The sequence below is a fragment of the Sphingomonas yabuuchiae genome, from assembly GCF_001477495.1.
In the GTDB taxonomy this organism is placed as follows: domain Bacteria; phylum Pseudomonadota; class Alphaproteobacteria; order Sphingomonadales; family Sphingomonadaceae; genus Sphingomonas; species Sphingomonas yabuuchiae_A.
The window spans coordinates 24,765-40,683 of record NZ_LDTF01000099.1; the positions used below are offsets into that span (position 1 = coordinate 24,765).

Annotated in this window: 11 protein-coding genes and 1 other RNA gene; 6 read left to right on the forward strand and 6 right to left on the reverse strand. The window is 67.4% G+C overall.

All coding sequences use genetic code 11. From position 1 onward, the window contains the following. Positions 1 to 17: 17 nt before the first annotated feature. Together hrpB and NS355_RS15885 are read left to right on the forward strand one after the other, a co-directional pair. Positions 18 to 2,468 (forward strand): ATP-dependent helicase HrpB, encoded by a 2,451-nt coding sequence (hrpB, locus tag NS355_RS15880; RefSeq protein ID WP_058746569.1) that lies wholly within the window; start codon positions 18 to 20, stop codon positions 2,466 to 2,468. A gap of 12 nt (positions 2,469 to 2,480) precedes the next feature. Beyond that, positions 2,481 to 2,762 (forward strand): ETC complex I subunit, encoded by a 282-nt coding sequence (locus NS355_RS15885; RefSeq protein WP_042491340.1) that lies wholly within the window; start codon positions 2,481 to 2,483, stop codon positions 2,760 to 2,762. Between the two features lie 409 nt (positions 2,763 to 3,171). On the opposite strand, the gene NS355_RS15890 is transcribed toward NS355_RS15885, so the two are convergent. From NS355_RS15890 to NS355_RS15905, 4 genes are read right to left on the reverse strand one after another with little or no spacing between them, the layout of a single operon-like run. After that, on the reverse strand, positions 3,172 to 3,705 hold the full coding sequence (locus NS355_RS15890) for an NUDIX hydrolase (RefSeq protein ID WP_084788026.1): 534 nt from the start codon (positions 3,703 to 3,705) through the stop codon (positions 3,172 to 3,174). Continuing rightward, positions 3,702 to 4,367 carry a TPM domain-containing protein gene (locus NS355_RS15895; RefSeq protein WP_058746570.1) on the reverse strand — a complete coding sequence of 222 codons (666 nt, stop codon included), beginning with the start codon at positions 4,365 to 4,367 and terminating at the stop codon, positions 3,702 to 3,704. The genes NS355_RS15890 and NS355_RS15895 overlap by 4 nt, the downstream gene beginning before the upstream one ends. Position 4,368: 1 nt before the next feature. Then, on the reverse strand, positions 4,369 to 5,262 hold the full coding sequence (locus NS355_RS15900; protein WP_058746571.1) for a TPM domain-containing protein: 894 nt from the start codon (positions 5,260 to 5,262) through the stop codon (positions 4,369 to 4,371). Positions 5,263 to 5,272: 10 nt separating this feature from the next. Continuing rightward, positions 5,273 to 5,866, reverse strand: a complete 594-nt coding sequence (locus tag NS355_RS15905) for a LemA family protein (protein ID WP_058746572.1) — start codon at positions 5,864 to 5,866, stop codon at positions 5,273 to 5,275. A 109-nt stretch (positions 5,867 to 5,975) separates the two neighbouring features. Here NS355_RS15905 and mscL point away from each other — a divergent pair, with 109 nt between their 5' ends. Further along, positions 5,976 to 6,428, forward strand: coding sequence for a large conductance mechanosensitive channel protein MscL (mscL, locus tag NS355_RS15910; RefSeq protein WP_058715460.1), 453 nt, complete (start codon positions 5,976 to 5,978; stop codon positions 6,426 to 6,428). A gap of 156 nt (positions 6,429 to 6,584) precedes the next feature. Here the strand turns inward: mscL and NS355_RS15915 are convergent, their stop codons facing one another. Beyond that, positions 6,585 to 7,016 (reverse strand): RrF2 family transcriptional regulator, encoded by a 432-nt coding sequence (locus NS355_RS15915; RefSeq protein WP_042491370.1) that lies wholly within the window; start codon positions 7,014 to 7,016, stop codon positions 6,585 to 6,587. 37 nt (positions 7,017 to 7,053) lie between these two features. Here NS355_RS15915 and ssrA point away from each other — a divergent pair. Beyond that, positions 7,054 to 7,403, forward strand: a transfer-messenger RNA (tmRNA) gene (gene ssrA, locus NS355_RS18415). 304 nt (positions 7,404 to 7,707) lie between these two features. Here ssrA and mutS read toward each other — a convergent pair. Continuing rightward, the gene (gene mutS, locus NS355_RS15920; RefSeq protein ID WP_058746578.1) at positions 7,708 to 10,278 is read right to left on the reverse strand and encodes a DNA mismatch repair protein MutS; all 2,571 of its coding nucleotides are present in this window, start codon (positions 10,276 to 10,278) and stop codon (positions 7,708 to 7,710) included. 632 nt (positions 10,279 to 10,910) lie between these two features. Between mutS and NS355_RS15925 the strand changes: the two genes are divergently transcribed. After that, positions 10,911 to 13,169, forward strand: coding sequence for an NADP-dependent malic enzyme (locus tag NS355_RS15925; protein ID WP_058746573.1), 2,259 nt, complete (start codon positions 10,911 to 10,913; stop codon positions 13,167 to 13,169). Positions 13,170 to 13,482: 313 nt separating this feature from the next. Then, positions 13,483 to 15,870: a TonB-dependent receptor gene (locus tag NS355_RS15930; RefSeq protein WP_058746574.1), complete on the forward strand. Its 2,388-nt coding sequence runs from the start codon at positions 13,483 to 13,485 to the stop codon at positions 15,868 to 15,870. The last annotated feature ends 49 nt before the right edge of the window (positions 15,871 to 15,919 follow it).

Here is a 15,919-nt window from a genome sequence, read left to right on the forward strand (position 1 = left end):
CCCCCTATCGCTCGCTCATGACCCTGCCCGTCACCGCCGTCCTGCCCGATCTGCTCGCCGCGCTGGCAAACGCGCCCAACGCCGTCCTCGTGGCGCCCCCCGGCGCGGGAAAGACCACCGCCGTCGCGCCCGCGCTTCTCGACCAGCCCTGGTGCAGTGGCGAAGTCCTGCTCCTGTCCCCCCGCCGCCTTGCTGCCCGCGCCGCCGCCGAGCGCATGGCAGCACTCGCCGAGGAGCCGGTCGGCCGCACCTTCGGCTATGCGACGCGCATGGATACCAGGGTTAGCGCTGCGACCCGTGTCACCGTCGTCACCGAAGGCATCTTCGTCGCGCGCATCCAGGCGGACCCCGAACTGGCGGGCGTGTCGGCGGTGCTGTTCGACGAAGTCCACGAACGCAGCCTCGACGGTGATTTCGGCCTGGCGCTGGCACTGGATGCGCAAGCCGGGTTGCGGCCTGATCTGCGGCTGGTCGCCATGTCCGCGACGCTGGACGGTCGCCGCTTTTCCAGCCTGATGGGCGATGTGCCCGTGATCGAGAGCGAGGGGCGCAGCCATCCGCTGACCTTGCGCCATCTCGGACGGGCCGCCGAAGCGCGGATCGAGGATTCGGTCGCCGCCGCCATCCGCCGCGCGCTGCAGGACGAGGCGGAGGGCGATATCCTCGCCTTCCTGCCCGGCACCACCGAGATCGCGCGCACCGCCGAGCGGCTGGCGAACCTGCCCTCCGCCATCGCCATTCACGAGCTCCACGGCTCGCTCGACCCGGCGGCGCAGCGCGCAGCGATCCGGCGTGATCCGGAGGGACGGCGGCGGATCGTGCTCGCCACCTCGATCGCGGAGACCAGCCTGACGCTCGACGGCGTGCGGATCGTGGTCGACTCCGGGCTGGCCCGTCGTCCGCGCTACGACCGCGCGGCGGGGATGACCCGGCTCGTCACCGAGCGTGCCAGCCAGGCCGCTGTCGTCCAGCGTGCGGGACGCGCCGCGCGCCAGTCGCCGGGTGTCGCCTATCGCTTGTGGGAGGAAGCCGCGACGGCGGGCCTGCCGCGCTTCGACCCGCCCGAAATTCTGGAGGCGGACCTGTCATCGCTGCTGCTCGGCACCGCGCTGTGGGGCGTCAGCGATCCGCGCGCACTCCCCTGGCTCGATCCACCGCCCGAGGCGGCCGTCGCGGAAGCCCGCGCCCGCCTCACCGTGCTGGAGGCGCTCGACGACACTGGCCGTCCGACCGCGCATGGCAAGGCGATCGCCAAACTGCCGATGCCGCCGCGCCTCGCGCATATGCTGATCCGCAGTGGCGAGCGCGGGCTGGCATCGACCGCCGCCGAGGTCGCGGTGCTGCTGGGCGAGCGTGGCATCGGCGGGCAGGATGTCGATGTCGAACAGCGCCTGCGCCGCTGGCGGACCGAGCGTGGCCCCAAGGCGGAGGCGGCGCGGGCGATGGCGAAACGCTGGACCGGCCTCGCTCCCAAGCCGGTCGAGCAGGAGGTCTGGGATCATGGCGCGGGCGTCTGCTTGGCACTCGCCTATCCCGACCGGGTGGCGCGGCGGCGTGACGGCACGGGCGAGAATTGGGCGAGCGTCGGGGGCAGGGGCTTCCGGCTCGACCCCGCCTCGGGGCTGGCCAGTTCGGAATGGCTGGCGGTGGGCGAGACGCAAGGCGCGGCCTCGTGCGCGCGCATCCTGTCGGCCGCGCCGCTCGACCTCACCACCGTCGAGGCGCTGTTCGCCGAACGGATCGAGACGCGGCGGACCGTCACCTTCAACCCGGCAACGGGCGGCGTCGAGGCGTTGCGCGAACGGCGGCTGGGTGGGCTTCGCCTGTCGAGCGGGCCTGATTCGGGGGCGTCTGCCGATGCCATCGCCGAGGCACTGGTCGAGGGCGTGCGGGCGCATGGCCTGTCGCTGCTCCCCTGGAGCGACGGGGCGGGGGCGTACCGCGCGCGCGCCGCCTATGCCGGAGTGGCACTGGACGACGAAAGTCTGCTCGAACGGCTGGGCGACTGGCTGCCCGCCTTGGTCGCGGGCAAGCGGCGGCTGGACGCGCTGGCGCCGGGCGCGCTGACCGAGGCGATCCGCAATCTGGTCGATTGGAACGATCAGCGGCGGATCGATTCGATGGCGCCGTCGCATTTCACCAGCCCGGCGGGCAGTAGTCATGCCATTGATTATGCAGCCGAAGGTGGTCCGCGCGTCGAGTTGCGCGTGCAGGCGCTGTTCGGTCTGGCCGAGCATCCGGTGATCGGAACGGAGCGCGTGCCTTTGGTCCTCAGCCTCACATCGCCCGCTGGACGACCAATCCAGACGACGCGTGACCTGCCCGGTTTCTGGGCGGGCAGCTGGAGCGCGGTGGCCAAGGAAATGCGCGGCCGCTATCCCCGCCATCCCTGGCCCGACGATCCTGCGGCGGCGTCCGCGACACTGCGCACGAAAAAGGCGGATGCAAGAGCCGCCGGTTCGCGATAAGGGACAAGAATTATGGCCACTGCTCGCATCTTCCAGCGCCCCAAGAACGCGATGCAATCCGGCAAGTACCGGACCGATCGCTGGCAACTCGAATTCGAACCGACCGAGGCGAAAAAGCCCGATCCCCTGACCGGCTGGGCCGGCAGCGGCGACACGCAGGAACAGGTCCGCCTGACCTTCGCGACGCTGGAAGAGGCGATCGCCTATTGCCAGCGCGAAGGGCTCGACCACCATGTCGTGCCGACGCCGCAAAAGACGCTGAAGCTGCAAAGCTACGCCGACAATTTCCGTTGAGGTTCGAGCGCTCCGGTCACGGCCGGGGCGCTTTTCTTTCGCGCGCAGCGCTTGAGAAGGTTGGTTCGCGCGGAGACGCGGAGGTTTCGCGCCCGGCGGTATCGGGATCGCTTCATAACCGGCCTGTTGTCGAGGCCTGCCGTTTCCGCGAGCAAGCCCTCTCCGCGTCCTCCGCGCCTCTGCGCGAACCAACCTTCTTTGAGCTATTTGTTCGCACGAAGCTGCGATGGCGCGAAGATTTTTAGAATGGGTTCGCGCAGAGGCGCGGAGAGCGCCGAGGTGGCGTGTCTGGTGGCATCGGACGCGCACTAGAACGGCCTGTTGAGGAGATATCTCGCTGCCGCGAGCGTGACCTCTCCGCGTCTCCGCGCGATAAATCTTCTTCGCGTGCTCGCGGCTTCGCGCGAACTCAAAAGCCCAGAATACCGCCGCCCAGCAATAGCAGCAGCTTGGCATCGACCGCCGCCCCCGCCGCCCGGCGTTCGGCGATGAAGGCGACGACCTCCGACAGCTTCACCCGGTGCACGACGATCTGCTCGTCCGAGTCGCCTCCGCCGTCGCCGACCTTTTCCAGCCCGGTGGCCCGGACCAAAGTGAAACGCTCCGACGTCATGCCGGGCGAGGAACAGAATTCCCCCAGCGCCTCGATCCGGGCCGGGCGATAGCCGGTTTCCTCCTCCAACTCGCGCGCGGCACCGTCCAGCACCGCCTCGCCCTCGGTTTCGTCGCCGATCAGCCCGGCGGGCATTTCCAGGCACGGCGCGCCCAGCGGAATGCGGAATTGCTCGACCAGCAGGATATGGCCGTCCTCGATCGCGAGGATGACGGCGGCGCGAATGTCGCGCGGTCGGTCGGCATATTCCCAAGTGCCGCGCTTGCGCAGCGTGAGGAAACGCCCCTCGGCCAGGGTTTCGAGGGGGGCGTCCATACGGGGATCGGTCATAGCGAGATCGGTCTGTCCGGCAGTTCGTTGGTGTCGGCCGCCGTCTTGGGGAAATGTGTCGCCAGCACAAGCCCGATGCGCTCGACCGCCGCGCCCAGCCCCTCGCCGACATGACCCTTCGCGACATGGGGCAGCATGACCGCCATCGCCTTGCCCCAGGTTTCCGGCCCGACCTTGCCGGTCAGCCCGGAGTCGGCGACGATCTCGGCCATATGCTCGTCCTCCGAGAGGTAGAGCAGCACGCCGTAGCGACTGTCGGTGCGCCGTTCGGCCGAAACGCGGAAGAGGAGGACGGCACGCGCCCGGACACGGGCATGGCGGATGCTCTTGGGCACCAATGCGATCCGGCGCGTCACGGACCCGAGCAGCGCGTAAACCAGCCCGAAGGCCAGGATCTGCGCAAGCATCAGCACGCCCAGGATCAGGTCTTCGCCCGGCGCGCTCCACGCGTCATGGACCAGCGCCAACAGCTTCAACCCCAGATCGGGGAAGAGCGCGGCGAACAGCGGCACCAGCAGCATCGCGGGCACGGCGAACCACAAGGCGACGTCGCGATAGTCGTCCGAGCGCGGCGCGACGATGGTGACGATCTCCGCATCCGTGGTCGCCTCGGCCCGCGCGACGGCGGCGGTGACCAGATCGCTATCGGCTTCGCTCAACATCTCACCAATCCCCCGATGCGCCGCCGCCGCCGCCCGAGCCGCCACCGCCGCCGGTAAAGCCGCCGCCGAACCATGACCCGTCGCTGCCCCCGTCGGAGCCACCCGAACTCCAGCCGCCACCCGATCCGCCGCCGCTGCCCCAGCCGGGGCCCCAGAGGATGATCGGCCAGCCGCCGCCGCGACGCCCACCGCCGCCGCCACGATCGTCGTCATCGTCGTCGTGAAACCGCTGGCCCTGTCTGCGACGCAGAATCGACAACAGGACGAAGCCGCCGATGAAGACTACGAGAACGATCAGGATCGGAAAGCCATCGGAATCGCCGCCGCCGCGTCTGTTCTGGCGGTCGAACTGTTTGGCAGCCTCGGCCACCCTGGCCTTGGCTTCCTCGGGTGAGGCGCGAAGCTGGGCGATGACGGCGTCAGCGCCAGCATTCAGCGCGCCCGATATGTCGCTCGATTCCCGCAGACGCGGGAGCATCAACGTGCGGATCATCTGCGAAGACCATGCGTCGGTCAGGATCGGCTCCAACCCATAGCCGACTTCGAGGCGGGGGCCTCGCTGCCCCTTTCCCTCATTGGGCGCAACGAAGAGGATCGCGCCATTATTGACGTCCTTGAGACCGACGCCCCAATAACGGATCAGCTTGTTGCCATAATCTTCGATCGGGCGGCCCTGCAGATCGGGAATGGTCGCCACCACCAGCTGGCGGCCGGTGTCCTTTTGCAGGGCCTGCAGCTTCTGTTCGAGCTGCGCCTTGGTCGCCGGATCGATCTTGCCCGCCGCATCGACGACCAGGCCGTCGAGCTTGGGAAAACTCTGCGCCATCACGGGGACGGCGCAGAGGATCAGCCAGAGCCCGAGGACCGGGCGGAGCAGCCGGGTGAACCGGGTCATGGGGATACGATCAGGCGCCGAAATTCACCTTGGGCGCATTCTCAGCGCCCGGCGTGGTCGCCTGATAGGGCGTCTTGGGCTTGGCGCCATAGAACACCTTCGCGCCGATCGCGTCGGGGAAGGTGCGGATGCGGGTGTTATAGGCCTGCACCGCCTTGTTGTAATCGCCGATCGCGATGTTGATGCGGTTCTCGGTGCCTTCCAGCTGGCTCATGAAGGTCTGGAAATTGTCCTGGCTCTTCAGGTTCGGATAGGCCTCGACATTGGCCAGCAGCCGGCCGAGCGACCCGCTGAGCTGTCCCTGCGCCTGGGCGAATTGCTGCATCTTGGCGGGGTCGGACAGGTCGGCGCTGTTCACCTGGACCGAGGTCGCCTTGGCGCGTGCGTTGACCACTTCGGTCAGGATCGACTTTTCCGAGGCGGCGGCGCCCTTCACGGTGGCTTCCAGATTGGGGATCAGGTTCGCGCGGCGCTGATAGGCGGCCTGGACGTCGGCCCATTTCGCGTTCACATTTTCCTCGGCCGTGGGCACGCTGTTCATGCCGCAGCCGGACAAAGCGACGGCCATCACGACCGGGGTCAGGGCAAGAACGGGACGACGCATTCGAATATTCCTCCGTCAACTGTCTGGTCTATATAAGACGCATGTCTTGCTTGGCGAAGGGCAAAAGCGACGATACCCTCGAAGCCCAGGCAAATAGAGGGATTTGGCGATGCTCAAGGAATTTCGGGCCTTCATCGCGCGGGGCAATGTGCTCGATCTGGCGGTGGCGGTCATCATCGGGGCGGCGTTCAGCAAGATCGTGACGTCGCTGACCGACGACGTGCTGATGCCGGTGATCGGCAAGATCTTCGGCGGACTGGATTTCTCCAGCTATTTCGTGCGCATGGGGCCGATCCCGGCCAATTATGCTGGCTCGCTGACCGATTATGCCGCGCTGAAGAAGGCAGGCGTGCCGCTGCTGGGCTATGGCGCGTTCGTGACGCAGGCGGTCAATTTCGTGATCGTCGCCTTCATCATCTTCCTGCTGATCCGCACCGTGAACCGTGCGACCGCGATGTTCGAGAAAGACAAGGCCGTCGCCGCCGCCGAGCCCAAGGCGGAGCCCGCCGATGTCGCACTGCTGCGCGAAATTCGCGACGAACTGCGCGCGCGGCGTCCATAATTTATCGCGTCACCCCGGCGAAGGCCGGGGTCCAGTCGCTACCAGGCTGGGGGAGCGGGACGACGTTGCGTGGGAGGCGGTGGCTTTCGGCCTTCGATCGCTCACTACAACTGGACCCCGGCCTTCGCCGGGGTGGCGCAATGTTGGGTAAAGGGCTTAAGCCGCCGCCAGCTTCTTGGCCGTCGCATCCGCCAGGCTGGTGCCGTCGAGGATCCGCGCCGTCTCGTCGCGCACCCGCATCATCGCGTGGCGGATGGCGCAGTCGGCCTCGCTCTTGCAGTCGTTGCAGGGGCGATAGGCTGTCCGGCTGACGCAGGGGACCAGCGCCAGCGGCCCTTCGATCGTGCGGATGATGTCGCCCAGCGAGATCAGGTGCGCGGGCCGCGCCAGCCGGTATCCGCCCATCTTGCCGCGCTGGCTGTCGAGCAGTTGCGCGCCCTTCAGGTCGGCGAGGATCAGCTCCAGGAACTTGCGCGGCACATTGGCCTCGGCCGCGATGCGGGTCATCGAGGTCGGCGGCCCTTCCACCGGCATTTCCGCCAGGAACAGCATCGCGCGCAGCGCATAACGGGACCGCTGGGTCAACATGGAGCTCCCCATGGACCCAAAATGGGGCGAGCGAAAGGCATTTGCGTAATGCCGCCGGGCTTCCTATATCCCTACGTGCCGGGTTTCACCCGGCTATGACGATAAACTGCGGCGAGTAATAGACGCAGCGGACCCGGGGGCAGTACCCGGCGGCTCCACCATAAAAGGTGGTGTACTTGGACACCGTTTCTGACGGGGCCGAACCAGGATCGACGTGTGTTGAAAAGCGCTGTTTTCGTTCGGAATGGGACCACCGCAACGGCCCATATACACAAGTGCCAACGATAACGAAGCACTCGCGATTGCGGCGTAATTGAGGGCCTCACGGCCTGAGATTACACCAAAATAGCGCGGTCGGACCCCACCGGGCAACAGAAGGGGAATCCAGCGGTACGGGGAGCACCGGGCAACAGAAGCTCCCCACTTTCCGGTTTTGATATGAGCGTGCTGAGCCTCTCGCCAGTTACATCACCTTCCGTTCGCGCCGAGCGAAGTCGAAGTGCGCGGACTGCCCCTGTGGCAGGGCGCTGGGGTGTGGGTGCCCACCCTATCTTCGACCCCGGCGAAGGCCGGGGCCCAGGCTCCACCCAGTTGATGGCGCGCTGCCCGGCGCGGGGGAGGCAAGCCGTCCCGCGCCTTCGATAGTTCACCGCAACTGGGCCCCGGCCTTCGCCGGGGCACGGAGAGGGGTTTACCCCTCCCGCGCCAACGCCTTCAGCTTGTACAGCGCATCCAGCGCCTCGCGCGGGGACAGGGCGTCGACGTCGAGCTTCTCCACCTCCGCCCGGATCGCATCGCACAGTTCTTCCTCGATCTGCGCGGCGGCGGCGAAGAGGGGCAGGTCGTCCAGTCCCGCCGCCAGCCCGCCGGTCTTGGCGCGGCCCGCCTCCAGCTTGGCCAGCACCGACTTGGCGCGCGCCACCGTAGTCGGCGGCATCCCCGCCAGCCGCGCCACCGCCAGCCCGTAGGAGCGATCCGCCGGACCCTCGCTGACCTCGTGCAGCAGCACCAGTTCGCCCTTCCATTCCCGCGCGCGGACATGGTGGAGCGACAGCGCCTCGCACCGCTCGGCCAGCCGGGTCAGTTCGTGATAGTGAGTCGCGAACAGGCAGCGGCAGCGATTGTCCTCATGGATCGCCTCGACGACGGCCCAGGCGATCGCCAGGCCGTCATAGGTCGAGGTGCCGCGGCCCACTTCGTCCAGAATGACGAAGCTGCGTGGCGTCGCCTGCGCCAGGATCGCGGCGGTCTCGACCATCTCGACCATGAAGGTCGAGCGGCCCCGCGCCAGATTGTCCGACGCGCCGACACGGCTGAACAGCCGGTCGACCAGCCCGATCCTGGCGTGCGTGGCGGGGACATAGGACCCGGCTTGCGCCAGCACCGCGATCAGCGCGTTCTGGCGGAGGAAGGTCGACTTGCCGCCCATGTTCGGCCCCGTCACCAGCCAGAGCCGCGAGGTCTCCGACAGCGAACAGTCATTGGCGACGAACCGCTCGCCCGAGCGCGCCACCGCCGCCTCGACCACCGGATGCCGCCCGCCCGTCACCTTGAAACAGGCATGGTCGACCAGTTCGGGCCGCACCCAGCCGCCTTCGACCGCGCGTTCGGCCAAGCCGCTCGCCACGTCCAGCCGGGCCAGCGCGTCCGCCGTCGCGGCGATCCCTTCACGCGAGGCGAGCGCGGCGGCGGTCAGTTCCTCCAGATGCGCAGCCTCGGCAGCCAGCGCATGGGCGCCCGCCTGCGCAACCTTGCTGGCGACCTCGTGCAGTTCGGGCGTGTTGAAGCGGACCACGCCCGCCAGCGTCTGGCGATGGGTAAAGCCCGAATCCGGCTTCATCAGCGCATCGGCCGAACGCGCAGGGACTTCGACGTGATAGCCGAGCACGCCGTTGTGACGGATCTTCAGCGCGGCAATGCCGGTCTTCTGGCGGAACTCGGCCTCCAGTGCGGCGATGGCGCGGCGTCCGCCCGCGCCCGCATCGCGCAGGTCGTCGAGCGCCACGTCATAGCCCGCCGCGATATAGCCGCCCTCGCTCGCCTCGATCGGCGGCGAGGGGACGAGCGCGCGGCGGAGCAGGTCGATCAGTGCGCCGTGCCCGCGCAAACGCGGCGTCGTCTCGCGGAGCAGGGGAGGGCCGTCGGCCAGATGTTCGGACAGCGCCCAGGCTCCGTCGAGGCCGTCGCGCAACTGCCCCAGATCGCGCGGAGAGCCGCGTCCCGCCGCGATCCGCCCGATCGCGCGACCGATATCGGGCAGCGCCCGCAAGGCCGCGCGCAGGCGTTCGCGAAGCGCGGCATCGTCATGGAAATGCTGCACCAGATCGAGCCGCGCCTCGATCGCATCCCGGTCCATCAGCGGCGCGCCGATATCCCCCGCCAGCGCCCGCGCACCCGCACCCGTGACCGTCCGGTCCACCGCATCGAGCAGCGAGCCTTTCCGCTGGCCATTGGCGGTCTGGGTCAGCTCCAGGCTCTCGCGCGTCGCGGCGTCGATCGCCATGGCTCCGGCTGCCTGGCTCAGCACCGGCGGGCGCAGGAAGGGCAGCGCACCCTTGGCGGTATGGTCGAGATAGGCGACCAAGCCCCCCGCCGCCGACAGCCCTGCGCGGGTGAACTGACCGAAGCCGTCCAGCGTGGCGACGCCGTAAAGCCGCTTCAGCCGGTCCTCGCCGCTGCCGCTGTCGAAGGTCGCGGAGGGGCGCAGGGTCGTCGCGGCATCGGCATGGGTCGCATTTTCGGCCGCGACCACCTCGGCGGCGGCGAGGCGGGCGAGTTCGGCCCCCAGCGCATCCGGCTTCACGTCGATCACCACGAACCGCCCGGTCGAGATGTCGGCGGCGGCCAGCGCCACCGCGCCGCCCGCCTCGCCGATCGCGACGCACCAATTGTCGCACTTGGCGTCGAGTAACGCTTCTTCGGTCAGCGTGCCCGCCGTCACCACCCGCACGATGCCGCGCGCGACCAGCGCCTTGGACCCGCCGCGTGCCTTGGCCTCGGCGGGCGTCTCGGTCTGCTCGGCGATGGCGACGCGGTGCCCGGCCTTGATCAGGCGCTGCAGATAGGCGGTGGCGGCATGAACCGGCACGCCGCACATCGGGATCTTCTCGCCCTCATGCTCCCCGCGCGAGGTCAGCGCGATGTCCAGCACGCCCGAGGCGATGCGCGCATCGTCGAAGAACAACTCGAAGAAATCGCCCATCCGGTAGAAGAGCAGGCAATCCTCGGCCTCGGCCTTCAACGTCAGATATTGCGCCATCATCGGGGTGGGGGTGGTCATGAGAGGCGTGTTTTCCAGAATCTGGTCAGGCGGCGGATAGGGATGGCGCCGATGGGCTACGTCGGCTGGGCCAGGGCAGATCGACATTCAATTCATTCCTCCCCTGGAAGGGGAGGTGGCAGGCCGCAGGCCTGACGGAGGGGTGTCCCGGCCTGCGAGGTCGATCAAACATCGCAAGCGGTGACACCCCTCCACCATGCTGCGCATGGTCCCCCTCCCCTTGCAGGGGAGGAATTGAGGGGGACTGAATGTCGATCCGCCCGAGGTCAAGGCCTAATGGTGGCTGGAGGGGGCAATCCACAATTCGCCGCCAGCCATTTGTCAAACGACACCCGTTCCGGCGTACCCCATGTTCGCAGCCAACCTGCAACGACGGTGTGATCGTAATAGCGGCCCGCTCGAAAATCCGCCCGTGCCCGTTGGTCCGCGGCGTATTCCGCTTGTTCGTCATGGCGCTCGAAAATGCCGGGCTCATGCTCCATCGGAAAACTTATAAGGCTGATGGCTCGCCTTGCCTAGGGCGGCAAAAGCCGCACGTGACAGGGTTGTCAGCCGTGCGCGAAAGCTTCAAGAGCCGTAGCGTCCTTGTATCCACAGCATCGAAGGCCGCGCGCATGTCCGACGAACCCACCGACCAGTTCTCCGAGCGCGAGGCCCTGCTGTTCCATTCCGAGGGACGGCCCGGCAAGATCGAGATCATCGCGTCCAAGCCGATGGCGACGCAGCGCGACCTGGCGCTGGCTTATTCGCCCGGCGTCGCGGTGCCGGTACTCGCCATCGCCGAAGACCCCGCCACCGCGTACGACTATACCGCCAAGGGCAATCTGGTCGCGGTCATCTCCAACGGCACCGCGATCCTGGGGCTCGGCAATCTGGGCGCGCTGGCGTCGAAGCCGGTGATGGAGGGCAAGGCAGTCCTCTTCAAGCGCTTCGCCGATGTCGACTCGATCGACATCGAGCTGAAGACCGAGGATGTCGACCGGATCATCGACGCGATCGAGCTGATGGAGCCGAGCTTCGGCGGCATCAACCTGGAAGACATCAAGGCCCCCGAATGCTTCATCATCGAGCAGACGCTGCGCGAGCGGATGAACATCCCCGTTTTCCATGACGACCAGCACGGCACCGCGATCATCTGCGCGGCGGGTCTCATCAACGCCTGCCTGCTGACTAAGCGGCGGCTGGACGAGATCAAGGTCGTCGTCAACGGCGCGGGCGCGGCGGCGATCGCCTGCACCGAGCTGATGAAGGCGATGGGCGTGCGCCACGACAACGTCATCATGTGCGACCGCACCGGCGTGATCTATCAGGGCCGCGACGACGTCAATCAGTGGCAGTCGGCGCACGCCGCCGCCACCGATCGCCGTACCCTGACCGAGGCGCTGCACGGCGCGGACGTGTTCTTAGGGCTTTCGGCGGCGGGCGCGCTGAAGCCCGAGATGGTCAAGGACATGGCCCCCTCGCCGATCATCTTCGCGATGGCCAACCCGGAGCCGGAAATCCGCCCCGAGCTGGCGAAGGCGGCGCGCCCCGATGCGATCGTCGCGACCGGGCGTTCGGACTATCCGAACCAGGTCAACAACGTCATCGGCTTCCCCTTCATCTTCCGCGGCGCGCTCGACGTGCGCGCGACCGGCATCAATGACGAGATGAAGATCGCCGCCGCCAACGCCATCGCCGAACTGGCGCGCCAGCGCGTGCCGGAGGAAGTGGCGCTGGCTTACGGCACGCAGCACAGCTTCGGCCCCGAATATATCATCCCCGCGCCGTTCGACCCGCGCCTGATGGAACTGGTCCCCTCGGCGGTGGCGAAGGCCGCGATGGACTCGGGCGTAGCGACGCGGCCGATCCTGGACATGGACGCCTATCGCCAGAAGCTGCGTGCGCGCCTCAATCCGACCACCTCGGTCCTGACGCTCGCCTATGAGGGCGCCCGGGCGCACCCGAAGCGCGTGCTGTTCGCCGAGGGCGAGGAGGAAGTCGTGCTCCGCGCCGCCATCGCGTTCAAGGAGGGTGGTTACGGCACGCCGGTGCTGGTCGGTCGCGACGATGTCTATGATCGTCTGGCGGCGCTGGGCGTGACCAACCCGCAGGAATATGAAGTCCATAACAGCCGCACCTCGGAGATGGTGCCGCAGATGGTCGACTTCCTGTACGAGCGGCTCCAGCGTCGCGGCTATCTGCGCCGGGATGCCGAGCGGATGATCAACCAGGACCGCAACATCTTCGGTGCTGTCATGCTCCAACTGGGTCAGGCCGATGCGATGATTACCGGCATCACCCGCACCTATGCGCAGAGCTTCCGCGAAATCCGCCGGGTGATCGATCCGGTCGACGGCAAGGTGCCGTTCGGCATCCATCTGCTCGTCGGGCAGAGCCACACCGTCTTCATCGCCGACACCACGGTCAACGAGCGTCCCTCGGGCGAGGAACTGGCCGACATCGCCGAGCGCACCGCCGCCGTCGCGCGCCGCATGGGGCATGAGCCGCGCGTGGCGTTCCTGTCCTATTCGACCTTCGGCAATCCCGAAGGCCAGTGGATCGACAATGTCCGCGACGGCGTGGCCGCGCTCGACAAGCGGCAGGTCGGGTTCGAATATGAAGGCGACATGTCGCCCGACGTCGCGCTGAACCCCAAGCAGATGGCGAACTTCCCCTTCTCGCGCCTGTCGGGGCCGGCGAATGTCCTCATCATGCCGGGTCTCCAGTCGGCCAACATCTCGGCCAAGCTGCTCCGCGAACTGGGCGGCGACAGCATGATCGGCCCGATGCTGATCGGCATGGAAAAGCCGGTGCAGATCGCGCCGATGACCTCGACCGCTGGCGACCTGGTCACGCTGGCGGTGCTGGCAGCGGGCGGCATCGCGCGCTGATCTTCGCCGGACGGCAGGAAAGGGGGCTGGGCAGCGAAAGATTGCCCGGCCCCTTTTTCATTCCTCCCCTTGCAGGGGAGGGGGACCATGCGAAGCATGGTGGAGGGGGGTCGCCGTAAAGGTAGATCCTTGTGGAAGCCCCCCCTCCGTCAGGGCTGCGCCCTGCCACCTCCCCGTGCCGGGGAGGATCGTGTCGCCAAAGCCATAACTCCACCCCGTCACATTCCGGTCATTACGCTGTCGCTACGGTGTCACGCCCCGGCCCCATGCGCCCGCTCCATTGGGTTAACGAGCCATTTGGGGGCCAGAGTAGATGGTAAAGTTTCTGATCGGTGTCGCGCCGCTGGCGCTGATCGCATCGGGTGCGTCGGCGCAGACGCTGCCCGCACAAGCCGCCGTCACCGGCACGACCGCCGATCCGGTCGCGGCCGATCCCGCGCCTGAGGGCGAGCAGGCCAATGTCCCGGCCGATGTCGTCGTGCTCGGCTTCGGCCAAAGCCGCCAGGTGCAGACGATCACCGCCGCCGATCTCGACCGGCTGACCCCGGGCACGTCGCCGCTGAAGGCGATCTCGAAGCTGCCCGGCGTCAATTTCCAGGCGTCCGATCCGTTCGGGGCCTATGAATGGTCGACCCGCATCTCGCTTCGCGGGTTCAACCAGAACCAGCTGGGCTTCACGCTCGACGGCGTGCCGTTGGGCGACATGAGCTATGGCCCCACCAATGGCCTGCACATCAGCCGCGCAATCATCTCCGAGAATATCGCCTCGACCAGCGTCGCGCAGGGCGCGGGCGCGCTGGGCACCGCGTCGACCAGCAATCTGGGCGGCACCATCCAGTTCACCAGCCGGATGCCGTCGGACACCGCCGCGCTTGCCGCGTCGGGCACCTATGGCAGCAACGATACCGTCCGCGCCTTCGTCCGCGCCGACAGCGGCGATCTGGGCGGCGGCCTGAAGGGCTATCTGAGCTATTCCTATCTGACCACCGACAAGTGGAAGGGTTTCGGCAGCCAGCGCCAGCATCAGGCCAATGCCAAGGTCGTGAAGGACTTCGGCGACCGGGGATCGATCACCGGCTTCTTTAACTTCTCGGATCGTCGCGAGAACGACTATCAGGATCTGAGCCTCGATATCATCAAGCGTCGGGGCTATTATAACGACAATATCACCAACAATTATCCGCTCGCGATCCTCTACGCCAAGCAGGCGACCAACGGCGCGGCGGCGGCGGCCTATGCGCGCGCCAACAATGGGTCGCTGACCGGCTTCTCGGCGCCCTATGCCGGGATCGGCATCGGCCTGCCGAGCGGCATCACGCTGGACGACGGCTATTATGACGCGGCGGGCCTGCGCCGCGATTATCTGGGCGGCGTGACCTTCGCGGCCAAGCTGACCGAGGCGCTGTCGCTCACCTCGACCAGCTATTACCACCATAACAAGGGCCAGGGTTCGTGGATCACGCCCTATAGCCCGACGGTAGCGGGCGCGCCCAATGCCGACGGGACGCCGATCACCAACCCCGCGCCGCTGTCGTTCCGTACCACCGAGTACAGCCTCGACCGCGCGGGCACGATCGCCAAGCTGGCGCTGACCACCGGCGCCAACAAGCTGGAGCTGACCGGCTGGTATGAGAGCAACACGCTGCATCAGGCGCGTCGCCTCTATGGCATGACCGACACCGCGACGCCGAACCGCAGCGCGCTGGACTTCCAGCGTAATCCGATGGCGACCGTCTGGAACGGCAAGTACGACACCGAGACGCTGCAATATTCGGTCGGCGACACGCTCGACATCGGCCAGCTGACCATCAATGGCGGCTGGAAGGGGATGCGGGTTCGCAATCAGGCGAACACGCTGGCGGGGACGCTGGCACGGGGCCGGATCAAGAGCGAGGACTGGTTCCTGCCGCAGGTCGGGGCGGTGCTGCACCTGGGCAACCGGGCGGAAGTCTTCGCCAGCTATACCGAGAATATGCGCGCCTTCATCGCGGCGGCGACGGCTGCGCCCTTCTCGATCAGCCAGGCGGCGTTCAATTCGGTCGCGGGCACCGTGCGCCCCGAAAAGTCGAAGACGGCCGAGGGCGGCGTCCGCTACCGCACCGGCGGGCTGCAACTGTCGGCGGCCGGTTACTATATCGACTTCTCGGACCGCCTGCTGACCTATTCGATCGGCACCGCGATCCAGGGCATTCCGCCGACGCTGAACAATGTCGGCGGCGTGGAAAGCTATGGCGCGGAGGTTTCGGCCTTCTACCGCCTGACCCCCGCCTTCTCGGCGCTGGCCAGCTATTCCTACAACCATGCGACCTATCAGCAGACGGTGCGCGACGGCTCGGGCAATCTCCTCGCCGAAAAGGGGCGTTACGTCGTCGACACGCCGCAGAACATGGTCAAGGGCGAGCTGGTCTATGACGACAGCCGCGTCTTCGGCCGGGTCGGCGCGGACTATATGTCGAAGCGTTACTTCACCTATCTGAACGACCAGGCGGTCGACGGGCGTGTGCTGGTCGACGCCAGCATCGGTTATCGGTTCCCGAAGGAATGGGGCGGCTTCTCGATCGAGGGCAGCGTGACCAACCTGACCGACAAGCGCTATATCTCGACCATCGGCACCAACGGCTTCACCGCCAGCGGCGACAACCAGACGCTGCTCGCCGGCGCGCCGCGCCAGTGGTTCGTGACGTTGAAGAAGGGGTTCTGAGGTCAGCCACAATGCACGCCCCTCCCGCAGGCGGGAGGGGATGGGGGAG